12 protein-coding genes and 1 pseudogene are annotated in these 13,458 nt (G+C 30.9%); 1 reads left to right on the top strand and 12 read right to left on the bottom strand.

All coding sequences use genetic code 11. The annotated features are described in order from the left end of the window. Positions 1-121 precede the first annotated feature (121 nt). The gene (locus tag RT99_RS21285) at positions 122-1,291 is read left to right on the top strand and encodes a DUF4861 family protein (RefSeq protein WP_042566769.1); all 1,170 of its coding nucleotides are present in this window, start codon (positions 122-124) and stop codon (positions 1,289-1,291) included. Positions 1,292-1,363: 72 nt separating this feature from the next. On the opposite strand, the gene RT99_RS21280 is transcribed toward RT99_RS21285, so the two are convergent. From RT99_RS21280 to porQ, 12 genes and pseudogenes are all read right to left on the bottom strand, one after another. Next, positions 1,364-3,955 carry a T9SS type A sorting domain-containing protein gene (locus RT99_RS21280; protein ID WP_042566768.1) on the bottom strand — a complete coding sequence of 864 codons (2,592 nt, stop codon included), beginning with the start codon at positions 3,953-3,955 and terminating at the stop codon, positions 1,364-1,366. A 141-nt stretch (positions 3,956-4,096) separates the two neighbouring features. Next, a complete protein-coding gene (gene rpsA, locus RT99_RS21275) occupies positions 4,097-5,878 on the bottom strand; it encodes a 30S ribosomal protein S1 (protein ID WP_026984997.1) in 1,782 nt (593 codons plus the stop codon). A 423-nt stretch (positions 5,879-6,301) separates the two neighbouring features. Beyond that, on the bottom strand, positions 6,302-6,628 hold the full coding sequence (locus RT99_RS21270; RefSeq protein WP_042566767.1) for a helix-turn-helix domain-containing protein: 327 nt from the start codon (positions 6,626-6,628) through the stop codon (positions 6,302-6,304). Positions 6,629-6,639: 11 nt separating this feature from the next. Next, positions 6,640-6,972, bottom strand: coding sequence for a type II toxin-antitoxin system RelE/ParE family toxin (locus RT99_RS21265; protein ID WP_042566766.1), 333 nt, complete (start codon positions 6,970-6,972; stop codon positions 6,640-6,642). 129 nt (positions 6,973-7,101) lie between these two features. Beyond that, the gene (locus tag RT99_RS21260) at positions 7,102-7,458 is read right to left on the bottom strand and encodes a hypothetical protein (protein WP_042566765.1); all 357 of its coding nucleotides are present in this window, start codon (positions 7,456-7,458) and stop codon (positions 7,102-7,104) included. A gap of 26 nt (positions 7,459-7,484) precedes the next feature. After that, on the bottom strand, positions 7,485-8,207 hold the full coding sequence (locus tag RT99_RS21255; RefSeq protein WP_042566764.1) for a hypothetical protein: 723 nt from the start codon (positions 8,205-8,207) through the stop codon (positions 7,485-7,487). 83 nt (positions 8,208-8,290) lie between these two features. Then, positions 8,291-9,666 (bottom strand): annotated as a pseudogene (locus RT99_RS21250) (nucleoside permease). Positions 9,667-9,734: 68 nt separating this feature from the next. Continuing rightward, positions 9,735-10,427 carry a (d)CMP kinase gene (gene cmk / locus RT99_RS21245; protein WP_042566763.1) on the bottom strand — a complete coding sequence of 231 codons (693 nt, stop codon included), beginning with the start codon at positions 10,425-10,427 and terminating at the stop codon, positions 9,735-9,737. Between the two features lie 36 nt (positions 10,428-10,463). After that, the gene (locus tag RT99_RS21240) at positions 10,464-11,066 is read right to left on the bottom strand and encodes a murein L,D-transpeptidase catalytic domain-containing protein (RefSeq protein ID WP_042566762.1); all 603 of its coding nucleotides are present in this window, start codon (positions 11,064-11,066) and stop codon (positions 10,464-10,466) included. 21 nt (positions 11,067-11,087) lie between these two features. Continuing rightward, the gene (locus RT99_RS21235) at positions 11,088-11,600 is read right to left on the bottom strand and encodes a hypothetical protein (RefSeq protein ID WP_042566761.1); all 513 of its coding nucleotides are present in this window, start codon (positions 11,598-11,600) and stop codon (positions 11,088-11,090) included. A gap of 96 nt (positions 11,601-11,696) precedes the next feature. After that, positions 11,697-12,296, bottom strand: coding sequence for a murein L,D-transpeptidase catalytic domain-containing protein (locus RT99_RS21230; protein WP_042566760.1), 600 nt, complete (start codon positions 12,294-12,296; stop codon positions 11,697-11,699). Between the two features lie 11 nt (positions 12,297-12,307). Further along, complete coding sequence (porQ, locus tag RT99_RS21225; RefSeq protein ID WP_042567184.1) at positions 12,308-13,327, bottom strand: type IX secretion system protein PorQ; 1,020 nt, start codon at positions 13,325-13,327, stop codon at positions 12,308-12,310. Positions 13,328-13,458 lie beyond the last annotated feature (131 nt).

Raw genomic sequence — 13,458 nt, 5'->3', positions numbered from 1 at the left:
TTAAATTTTTGTACATTTTTATACCATATTTGTATTTATATCTAAAGTTTCATTTGTAATTTTAGAAAGTCATAAGCATTTTAAGTCACTAACTTTCTAACGAAAATTAAACCACAAAAAATTGAAAAAATATCTTCTCCTCACTGTAATTGTGGCAAGTAATTTTGTCGCCCATTCTCAAAACAAAATTATAACCATAATAAATTCTCTCAATATTGAAAGGGAATTTGAAACTGTTGAACTCACAAAAAAATCACTCGGATTACCCGATGCTGCAAAATTGGAAGAACTTGCCATAAAGGAAAAAAACAGTGGTTTATTTCTCGAAAGTCAAGCTGTAGATGACGATGGCGACGGAACAATGGATGTTTTATTATTTCAGCCGAAAATAAATGCTTCTTCTCAAAAAGATTTTGAAGTTGTTGTGGCAAAAAATACATCAGCAACAAAAAATAGTATTTGCTATTCGAGATTTGTTCCCGAAAGAACAGACGATTATGCCTGGGAAAACAACAAAGTTGCTTTTAGAACTTATGGTCCTGTAGCACAACAAATGGTTGAAAATAAAATTGAAGGCGGAACTCTGACTAGCGGAATTGATGCCTGGCTAAAAAGAGTCGATTATCCTATTATTAATAAATGGTATGAAAAAGCCACTAACGGAACAGGAACTTATCATAAAGATACTGGCGAAGGTTTGGATAATTTTCATGTTGGAAACAGTCGTGGCGTTGGCGGAATAGCTGTAAAAGTTGACAATAAATATTATTTTTCTAAGAATTTCATCAGCTGGAAAACTATTACAACTGGCCCAATCAGAACCAGTTTTATTCTAACTTATGCCGATTGGGATGCAAAAGGAAATAAAATAACCGAATCTAAATTAATTAGTCTGGACTACGGAAGCTATTTATCCCGACTTGAAATTTCTATTACAGGAACAAAAACAATAGCTGCAGGGTTAACACTTCATGATAAAAAAGGAACGATTGGCACAAACATAAAAGAAGGCTGGTTAAGTCATTGGGAACCAATTGACGATTCTGAAATTGGAACTGGATTAGTTGCGCCAAAAAACACCTTAACGAGTTTTGATAATTATCTTACCAATGATAAAGACTTAAGTAATTTGTATGGAAACTTAAAAGTAAAAAACAATAAAGCAATCTATTTTGTTGGTTTTGGATGGAAAAAAGGAAGTCCATTTCAAACCAAAACAGAATGGGAAACGTATTTGAGTTCTTTTGCTAAAAAGATTAATAATCCACTTGTTGTGAAAGTAGAGAAGTAATCTAAAACATTTTTTAGAAACGAATAAAAAAAGTCCCACATTTCTGTGGGACTTATTATTTGGAGGAATTTATTATTGTTTGATAAATTTCATGCTTGAATTTCCTTTATCAGATTTTACCATAATAAAATAATTACCAGTTCTAAGTTTTGAAACATCAATAGTAGAAACTGATTTTGCATTTGGAACAGCTATTACTAATTGTCCTAAAATATCAAAAATAGCTAATGATTTTATTTCTATACTTTGAGTTGCAGTAATATTTAAAACATCTTTAGCCGGATTTGGATATAAAGTGAAATAATTTGAAAACTCGAAATCCTGGGTCCCCAGATTACTAACAGTTTTAAAAGTTGAAATGGTTTTATTAGTTAAAATCGGAAAATTATAATCAAAATAAATATTAGCATCGTTGGTGAATGAATCTCCAACAACGAGTGTCGGCTTGGTCTTAATTTTAAAAGCAATATAACCGTCATTAGTTGTATTGTCAAAAGGAAGATTTATATTTTCGAAAATAAATTCTACTTTGTTTCCTTCTGAAATTTTGGTCACAAATGAATGACTTGAACTATTTGGGATTAATGTTGAGATGTCAAATTTTGTTAAATCAATTATATCAGTAACAACAATATTTCTTGCAGGAGATGTTCCTGTATTTTCAAAACGAATCATATAATGAACGTATTCGCCTATTAGACTAGATGTAATAATTGAACCTTCTAAACAAGTTTTATCGTTTGGATCATAAGAGCCTACAACCGTTTGATTTAAGGTAAAATTATTATCTAAAGGTGTGTCATCTGTAAAGGCAGACACTATAGATGTTTTAAATGATAAAGCATCTCCATTGTTTACCGGAGGAACAGCGGTTGGAGTATTTACTTTAAATGTAAAAATGATTTCTGCAGATTCAAAAGGTTTTAGATTACTAAAGTTCCACGATAAATTATTTAATGCTTGAGTCGCAACAGGATTTGTGGTAACCAAATCTAAAACAGCATCATCAAAAGTTAAATTTACAACACCTGATTGTGTTGTATTTCCTTTGTTTTTGTAAATAATTTTATATGAAGAATTAAATCCGGGTATAGCCGCAGTAATTGGTAAAATTGAAACCTCTAAATCGGGATGGCTACCATTTGCAGTTATACAAAAATTTTGTTCTAGCGGGCTTATTTGTCCCGGAAAAGTAACATTGAAATCCGTTGGCGAAATATTAAAATAAGCTGTGTTTTCTAAAACCGGAGTTATTGTATGAGTACCAACTGGTAAGTAAATTGAATAATTACCATTTACATCAGCTATTATGCTTGCGTTATTGGTTCCATCTGATAAGCTAAATTTTAAATTTGGAAGACTTAAATCTGAACCATCGCAACCATTATTATTTAAGTCAAATTTATTAATTCCCTGAATGGTATAATAGGTTCCAATTGGTTTAAAAGAACAATACGAATTTAAATTGCAATTAGTATAACCGTATTTAGTAATTAGGGTTTGAACATCTGCTAACTGACTCTCGTCTGCACAAACGTATTGTAAATTAGGATTTTGCGAGAAGTCTAAAGTTTTTCCCTCATTGCTTCCGTTTCTGATAAATAATGAGGTAAGCTCATTTTGATAGCAGCTAAATTGTTCTATTTTATTTAAATCACTTAAGTCTAATGTATTCAATTGGTTATGATAACACTCAAGATTTAAGAGATTTGTTAATCCGTTTAAATTCAAAGAAGCTAGTTGATTATAACCACATTTTATCCCCTTAAGATTTATTAATCCATTTACGGTTAGTGTTTTTAATTGATTATCTGTACAATTTAACCACTCCAGATTAGCTAAACCATCTAAGTTTAACGACGGAATATAATTTCCATCACAGTATAACTCTTTAAGATTAACCAATCCATTGACGTTCAATTCCATTAATTGATTTGAAAAACATGTTAAATTTACTAAGTTTATCAAACCGCTTACGTTTAATTTAAGCAATTTATTAATTTGACAAGATAAACTAGTTAGACTTGTTGATCCGGTAATGTTTAGTGTGCTTAATAGATTTCCTCCACAACTTAAACTTTTAAGATTGATTAAATTGCCTGCATCTAATGTTTGTAATTGATTACCTTGACATTGCACATTTTTAAGAGCTGTTAACCCATTTAAATCCAGGGATGCCAACTTATTGTTAGAACACCAAAGATCTGTCATATTTACTGCACCTCTAATACTTAATGACGTTAGGTTCTTATTACCTGTACATTGAACTTCTTTTAAATTTGATGATCCATCAAGTATTAATGTCGTAAGGTTTGAATTTACAATATTAAAGTACGTAGTACTTTGAATAAAAGAATAGTTTAAATAAGTGAGTTTTTGAAGTAGATTAAAATCAATTGAATTAAATATTGGATTGTTGCTACAATTCAAATACTCAAGATTTGTAAAGTTCTCTAATCCTTGTAAAGAATTAATATTTGAATTACTAATGTCTAAAAATTTTAAATTTAGTGCTTCAGAAGTTTCAATTTGAAAATTTGAGTTTGTATCAACATTTAATGATATCAACTTCATTTTAAGATTATTGTCAGGAATATTAATAATCTGTGCATTCAAACTATTTAAAAAGCATAAAGCAAAAGCCAAAAAGTAGAGTTTCTTCATATATAGAATTTTTATTACAAAAGTAACTTTTTAAGACAATAACACAACTTTATTTGTTAAAATGTCTTAAAAACTAAAAATAAAGAACAAAAAAAAAGTCCCACATTGCTGTGGGACTTTCTATTTATAGGAAATTAAGAATTATTTTTTCTCAGTTTTTTCCATTTTAGCTTTCAATGCAGCTAATACATCATTGTTATCTCCTAAAGTTGCAGCTGGTGCATTTGTGTTAGAAGAGTTAGATGAAGTATTTTCAGTTGCAGCTTTCACGTTTTTCTCTTCTTCTTCACGGAAGATAGCAGTGTGAGAAGCAACTACTCTTTTGAATTCTTTGTTGAATTCGATAACTTTGAAATCAGCAGTATCACCTTTTTTCAATTTCTTTCCGTCTTCTTTTTCAAGGTGACGAGTAGGAATGAAAGCAACGATATCATCTCCGAATTCTACAGTAGCTCCTTTGTCAACGATTTCAGAAATTTCACCATTGTGGATAGTTCCTACAGCGAAAGAATCTTCGTATTGATCCCAAGGATTAGCAGTAGTTTGTTTGTGACCTAAAGATAATTTACGTCCTTCAACATCTAATTCTAATACAACTACATCAAGTTTCTCACCAACATTTACAAATTCAGATGGGTGTTTGATTTTCTTAGTCCAAGATAAGTCAGAGATGTAAATTAATCCATCAATTCCTTCTTCTAATTCTACGAAAATACCAAAGTTTGTAAAGTTTCTAACGATACCTGTATGTTTAGAACCTACTGGGTATTTAGAAGTAATGTCAGTCCATGGATCTTGAGTCAATTGTTTGATACCTAATGACATTTTACGGTCATCTCTATCTAAAGTTAAGATAACAGCCTCAACAACATCTCCAACTTTTACGAAATCCTGAGCAGAACGTAAATGAGTTGACCATGACATTTCAGAAACGTGGATTAAACCTTCAACACCTTCAGCAACTTCAATAAATGCACCGTAATCAGCGATTACAACTACTTTACCTTTTACTTTATCACCAATAGTTAAATTAGCATCTAAAGCATCCCATGGGTGAGCGTTTAATTGTTTCAATCCTAATTGAATTCTTGTTTTCTCATCATCGAAATCAAGGATTACAACGTTTAATTTTTGGTCTAATTCAAGAACTTCACTTGGGTGGTTGATTCTACTCCAAGAAAGGTCAGTAATGTGAATTAATCCGTCAACACCACCTAAGTCAATGAACACACCATAAGAAGTAATGTTTTTAACAACACCTTCTAATACTTGTCCTTTTTGTAATTGACCGATGATTTCTTTTTTCTGTACTTCGATATCAGCTTCGATAAGCGCTTTATGAGATACAACAACGTTTTTGAATTCGTGGTTAATTTTTACCACTTTGAATTCCATCATTTTGTTTACATATACATCGTAGTCTCTAATTGGCTTAACGTCAATTTGAGAACCAGGTAAGAAAGCTTCAATTCCAAAAACGTCAACGATCATACCACCTTTAGTTCTGCATTTTACAAAACCATTAACGATTTCTCCTGTTTCGTTTGCAGAAATAACTCTATCCCATGATTTAATAGTACGTGCTTTTCTGTGAGATAATACTAATTGACCTGTTTTATCCTCACGGATGTCGATTAATACTTCTACTTTGTCACCAACTTTTAAGTTTGGGTTGTAACGGAATTCGTTTAAAGAAATAACACCTTCCGATTTTGCGTTGATATCAACGATAACGTCTCTATCTGTAATTCTAACAACTACACCTTCAACTACTTCTTCTTGGTCTGTAGCGATGAAAGTTTTTGAAACTAGTTCTTCGAATTCTTGTAAGTTTTTCTCATCTACTGCATCAATTCCTTCTTGGAAGTTATGCCAGTTAAAATTTGCTAAAAACTCTTCTTGTGATTTTAATTGTTCAGACATGCTCTGATAAAAAATTTGTATTCTGTATTTCTCGAGTTTCTTAATGCAGTAGAAAAAACAGAAGTTGTTTTACATAAATAGTTGATACCTAAAGGAAACTCTTCTTTGCCAAAAGGACTGCAAAATTAATACATTTATTTGTAATGGCAAAATAAAACCAAATGATAATCAATCAATTATTCAGGAGCAGAAGATTTCAGGTTTTTCAAGACGTCCAGTCCCGCTTTCGCTCCTATCTTTTATGGTGAACGCCACCATAAAAGGATATCCGCTCTATCGGGGCTAGATTAGAGGTTTTAGTATTTTTAAAAAACCCAACCCTTCCTTATTGACAAACCCGACAGGTTTTATCCCGAGGCTTCGGGACTGTCGGGTTTACTATGCGCAACTATCTTTGTCAAAGTTTTAAACTTTTACAAAGTTTTACGAAACCTGCAAATTCTGATTTTCTATTTTCACATTAAAACTAATTTCAGCTTTTAGTGCTTTGAAAACCTTAATTATAGTATCAATTGTTGCGCTATTTGCACTGGTTTCCAATTTAGAAATTTGTGCTTTTTTCACACCAATTAATTCTCCTAATTGCTCTTGAGTAAGGTTTCTCTCTTTTCTTGCGGTCTTGATCATTCTTCCTAAAATATCCATACGAAGTTCATATTCATATTGATCTCTATCAGGTGTACCAACTATACCAATATATTTATCTTTCATTTCAGAAAGAGAGTACGACTTAATTATTTTCTTTTCCATAATTTTGTTTTTTACTTATCTTGCAAATAGCGAATCCTTATTTTATTTGCTCTTTCAATCTCGTCAGTTGGAATTTTATCCACCTTTTTGAAAAAGCCATGAGTTGCAAAAACTAAAGTTTGTTTATTATCCGTTTTATCCCAAAATGCTAATAGCCTAATTTGAGTACCTCCAAATCTCACTCTAAATTCCCAAATCTCATCTTTCAATTTTTTAAATAATCTTGGATCATGACTTTTCTCTGCCAAATCAATATTATAAAATAATTTATTAATTATTTTTCTATCAAGTTTTGATATAAACTCATCAGCCTCTTCTAAAAATTTTGTTTCAAAATATTTCATTCAAATTGCATATAACAAAAATACCACAAAAGTTTCTAAATTTAGAAACTTTTGTGGTATTTTATATTTATTAATATTCTTTGTTCAAATACTTGTTATCAAAGCCTGAACGACAACAAAGATAATAGATTATTTCTTATTTCTCTTAATCCAAAACAAACCTCCCAAAACAGAAACAGGCGCAAAAACAAAAATTGCCAGCAATTGCGTCCAGGAACTACCACTCGATTTAAAAAGTGAAAAAGCAGCAAAACCAATCATGATAATAAAAAGCACATAATTAACTTTTAAGTTTCTCGCCTTTGAAATTAATTGAGCAACTAGCCCACTTATAAACGAAAAAACAGTTCCGTAAACAAATGTCAAAACCATAAATAACTTCGAAGCATCTTCATGCGGATTAACTCCTGAAAATTTAAAAAGAAATATAGAACTAATTACAAAAACAGCATACCCAAGAATAACACCTAATATTTGCTTTATCATGACTTAAAATTTTAAAACAATTAAAATCAATAAACTACAAAGTATAAAATTACTAAAATCAACACACAAAATAAAAATCCAAAAAATTGAATTTGCCTTCGTTGACGATAATTAATTACATAGTTTTCAGAATCAATATAGTGCTTTACAAAAATTGCGGGATCTATAGTAATATCAGGTCTGTAATGCGCAGTTCCTAAAACAAAAGCCCTAATCAATTCTAACCGGTTAGAATAAATCATTGAAAAAAAGTGTTTTCCTAAAAATGCATTATTATGAACTATGACTTTATCATTAATTAAAACCGGCCAATAAAACTGATCAAACACTGCTTTCATAGGCGTATTTGAATTAACATCATATTTTGGTGGTTCTAAAATGTATTCAACTTTTTCTTTTTTAGCGAAACAACTCCACGGCAAATCTTTTACAATAGCATTATTAAATTTATTTAGATAACGAACCCCTTTTTCATCAATTATAGTTGTGGTATACATTCTTTTTCTATAATAAAATAGCAATGCCGAAAAACTTACTAAAGCAAATAGAAATATCAAAAAAAATGCAATCGTAGCAATTTCATCCAATCCGGTTTCTTCAAAAGAATTCGTCATTATAAAAATTATTCCCGCCAGAAAGAATAGCAGAAAAAACACTCCAAAAAGCCCTAGTATAATATTAATAAATACCATTGGTTTTGAAGTAACGGCTTTGAACGGCGGAAGTGATTTTTTTATCTGATTTTGCATTTTTTAAATATATGATAAAATAATAAAACAAGAAACCCGACAGAATTTAAAATTTGTCGGGTTTTTAATAAAATAATATAATCTTAATGACTCAAATTTTCTATTTCTTTCGGATCATGTTTATGTTTAAATAAAATAGCAAAAGCAATCGCAATAACTAAAGCGTAAGCTGCAAACGACAACCAGATGGTATGCCAGTCTTTCATTAAAATTGGATTTGCAAAAACTCCATCTGTAGAAATTGAATTCCCCTGACTTTTTACAAATTCTAACATTTTAGGATTTGTAGTTTCTGTCTGCAAAAATCCAGATAACTCGATTGTATTACTAAACGATTTGGTAAAAAATCGATCAATTGCCCAACCCGAAGTTAAACTTCCTAAAACAGCTCCTACTCCATTGGTCATCATCATAAATAATCCTTGCGCTGATGAACGTATTTTAGAATCGGTATTGCTTTCTACGAATAACGAACCTGAAATATTAAAGAAGTCAAATGCCATTCCGTAAACGATACATGACAAGATAATCATCCATAAGCCTGTTACAGGATCTCCAAAGGCAAATAATCCGAAACGTAAAACCCACGCAAGCATACTAATAAGCATTACCTGTTTGATTCCGAAACGTCGTAAGAAAAACGGAATTGCCAGAATAAACAAGGTCTCAGAAACCTGTGAAATCGACATAATAATCGTCGAATATTTAATTACGAAAGAATCTGCATATTTTGGAAAATGTTTAAACTCATCCAGAAATACATCTCCGTAAGCATTTGTTAATTGCAAAGCCCCTCCTAAAAACATAGAAAAAACAAAAAACAAAGCCATTTTATAGTTTCCAAATAACTTAAAAGCTTCTAAACCTAATGTTTCTGTTAATGAAGCATCTTCTTTGGTCAATCTTTGTGGCTCACATTTTGGCAATGTAAAAGCATAAATTCCAAGAATTAAAGCTCCAATTCCTGCAATATAAAATTGATATTCTGTGGCTTTACTTCCACTTAAATTGGTAATCCACATTGCGGCAATAAAACCAATAGTTCCCCAAACACGAATTGGCGGAAAATCTTTTACAATGTTTTTATTATTTAATTTTAATGAAGTATATGAAATTGAATTACTCAATGCAATTGTGGGCATATAGCAACACATTGCTGCAAGCATTACATAAATAAAATTATCAGGAGTTGTAACTTGTGCAATACCAAATAAAACTAAAGCATATGTTATATGCAAATAACCATATAATTTTTCGGCATTTACCCATCTGTCAGCAATAATTCCGGTCAAAGTAGGCATAAATAAAGAAGCAATTCCCATAGTTCCGAAAACAAGACCAAATTGGGTTCCTTCCCAATTTTTAGTTCCAAACCAATAATTTCCAATTGTTATAAGCCAGCTCCCCAAACAAAAAATTGAAGAAAGCTCATTATAATCAACCTGTTTTTAATGCCCATATGATGAATTTGTCTTTAGAAATAAATGAAGCGGTAAAACTACCATTAAAAATGATATCTACAAAAAATTAAACTGTTTTAACAACGTCATTTATTAATTCTAAAACAGCAGCAAATTGTTCTTCTCTGCTTAAGTAAGAATTATCTATTTCAATTGCATCATCAGCAATTATTAAAGGAGAATCTTCGCGGTGTGTATCTATATAATCTCTTTCTACTACATTTTTTAAAACATCTTCATAAGAAACATTGTCACCTTTTTGCTGCAATTCGTCAAAACGTCTTTGCGCTCGGGTTTCGGCACTGGCAGTCATGAATATTTTAAGTTCTGCATTTGGAAAAACTACAGTTCCTATATCCCTGCCATCCATCACGATAGCTTTGTTAGTTCCCATTTCCTGTTGTTGTTCAACTAATTTGGCACGTACTTCAGAAACTTCGGCTACTTTGCTTACAAAACTGGAAACCTCAATTGTTCTAATTGGTTTTTCGACATTTTCACCATTTAAATACATCTCAGCAAAACCTAAATCAGCATTGTATCTAAACTCTAATTGAATTTTTGGTAAAGATTCAATCAAAGCTGCTTTATCAAAAAAATCAGCACCAATAAACTTATACTGCATTGCAAAATAAGCCACAGCACGGTACATTGCTCCGGTATCTACATATACATATTCAAGTTCTTTTGCCAATTGTTTTGCCAAAGTGCTTTTTCCTGTTGATGAAAATCCGTCGATAGCAATAGTAATCTTTTTCAATGTTTTATGTTTTAGTTTTTATTATTTTAAGAGTTTTCAATAATAAATACACATCAAAATATTAGATTCTGATGCATCAATTATTTTGGCTATTCTTTCAAAGTATCTTTTACTGACCATTGGACAGCCATAACTGTTGCAAATGTAGCCATCTTTCTCGTTATATGGAACATCGTAATAATAATGAAAAACAATATCTCGTTTGAAGGCATTATTATTTGTTTTATCTAAACCATACAGCTTATACGCTTTTCCAAACTTACCTTTGTAATGATTTCCAATTGAATATTTTCCTAATGAAGTACTTAACAAATTAGGTACATTGCTAAATTGAAGTTTTCCTTTTACTCCAGTTTCAGAGCCAGAGCCGTGAGCGACCAATCCCTTGTCTATAATTTTATCTGTTTTTAAATCATAAACAAAAAAGCGATTTTTACCCGACGGGATTTTCATATCAATAAAAAAGGCAATTTTATTATTGTATTTAGAGTTGCTATTAATCACTTTTTTTGCTTCATTTATACGAGACAAATGGATCGCTGCACTATTTGTTATGGAACTATTTTTATTTTCAAAAAAAACAATATATCCAATACAAATGAATACAATTAAAAAAAGAACAAAAATAATTTTCTTCATATTTTAAATAATCGTTTACTTTTAACGAGGAGGCGGTGGAGGTTCTTCTGCTTGCTTTAATTTTCTAATTTTCACATTCTTTTTATCACAAACGTCAATATTTTTTACTTCTTTAAAGCCCTTTTTATTTGTTAATATTACTTGACGTTTAACATTAGTATCACCTTCTGTATCTACGTAATAAACAAAGTCAATTTTTATTTTATTTTCATCATAATGTGTTATAGAGCCCTTTTGTGTTACACCGTTAATTACTGAATATATATCAAGTGACTTTTTCTGTTCATCATAGAGAATTTTGTCAACAGGGAATTTCTCCAACTCACTATAAGGTGTGTCTTTGGTAATAATTTCTTTTTCAGTAAAAGTAAAGGAAAGTAATGTGCAATAACGATACAAAACCAATTCCTTATTTGTTTCTGTCAAATAATACCAATCTTTATTGGCGTACTTTTTCATTACATCTTCTAAACCATTTTGCGAGTGCAAAATCCCTGTAAATAAAAAAACAACTAGAACATAGAACTGTTTCATAAAATCTAAATGTAAAAAAATCTATCACCAGCCCAATAAAACAAGACTGACAATAGATTTTATCTCTTATTCCTTAACAATGAATTTTCTTTAAACCTAATAATAAATATCTAAAACTATTTTCGATTTAGAATTATCAATTATTTTTTCTATTCTTTTAAAAAATTGTTCATTAACCATTGGACAGCCTTTGCTGCGTGATATATAATAATCTTGTTCTTCCTCAGGAACTGCAGAATAATGATGCAAAACTATTGCTCTTTTTAAAGCATTGCTATTGGTCTCGTCTAATCCGTTTAGTCTGTAAGCTTTTCCGAAAATTCCTTTATAACATTTTTCGATCGAATATCTGCCTAATGCGGTACAATTAGAATTTGGTTCATTGCTAAATTTTAATTCCCCTCTAACCGAAGTTTCAGAACCTGATCCGTGTGCTACAAGTCCCTGGTCAAGAATTTTATTATTTACCAGATCGTAAACAAAAAAACGATTTTTACCCGACTTTATCCTCATATCTACTAAAAAAGCAATCTTTTTACTGTACTTCGAATCAGTACTAATCACTTCCTTAATTTCATTTAACTGATAATTAAATCTTTCGATTTCGGCATCAGTCATGTTTTCATTTTTAAAATTTAATTTTGAGGTATTAAAAAAACCTGCAGTAACAAAAAGAATCAAATAAAATAGCTTCATAAATTACCTAATTATTGAAAGTTTATGATTAGTCCAAAAAGACTCGAATTACCCGCTAATGTGTATCGTGAATATGAATAATTAAATTTTAAACGGTTCATTCTTAAACCGAAACCTAAAGAGATGCCTGAGAAATTACGCTGATCATTAATTCTCAATTCCTCACCTCTTCTAAAGTTGTAACCTAAACGCAAATTAACTGCTTTTTGTGGAAAAAGTTCTGCCCCAAAAACAACATGTCTTAAAGCATTATTTACAAAAGAAACTTTCTCTTCACTTGTTGTTCCGTCGATATTGGTTTCACCACGCACGGGATTCGAAAAGGAAACGTTCCATTGTTGTAAATTTTCTAAAGAAAGATGCCAGCGCAGTGGCACATGCTCTAATTCCTGCGACACTCCTGCAATGATTTCAAGTGGCAATTTTTCCTGTATTCCTGAATATGTTGTAAACTGAGTTCCTATATTTCGAACTACAAGTGCCAGATTTAAATCATTCTTTTCAATTATATATAAAAAACCTAAATCAATTGCGCCTCCAAACGAATTATAACTTTCTAATGTTGAAGTTATTAACTTTGCATTTACTCCAACATGAACATCTGTAAAAGGTATATTGTATGCATAACCGAACGATAACGCCGCTTCACTACCAGTAAAGTCTGAAGTTGCCTGACCATTTTCATCATAACCTTCAAATGTTCCGTAGTTAATATAGCTTATTCCGGCATGAAAAGTTTGTACATGTCGATCGTAAGTATAAGCATAAGAAGCAGTTCCATAAGATGCTTCTCCATAATAACTACCATAATTCATAGCCAGATGATTGTCCATATCCTGGTTTAGGGTAGCTGGATTAAACATGACCTGATTAACATCTTCATCATAAATCGTTATCGTTTTACCACCTAACGCCGCCTGTCTGGGTGATGTCGTTAAATTTAGAAATTCATAGGTGTAGCGCCCACCAATTTGTCCGAAGGAAACCGAACAAAATAGTATCATAAAAAATAAAACAAATTGTTTTACCATATTTTTTTTGGCGTTCCTATATGGGAATAACGCAAAGACAAAGATAAAATTATATAACTTATAAAATAATTTTATATGAAATTCCAATTGAAAAAAATACCAAAAATTAAATTCCAAATTCCAATTTAAAA

This window comes from Flavobacterium sp. MEB061 (assembly GCF_000834715.1).
In the GTDB taxonomy this organism is placed as follows: Bacteria; Bacteroidota; Bacteroidia; order Flavobacteriales; family Flavobacteriaceae; genus Flavobacterium; species Flavobacterium pectinovorum.
This window is presented reverse-complemented; position numbering and strand designations above follow the sequence as displayed.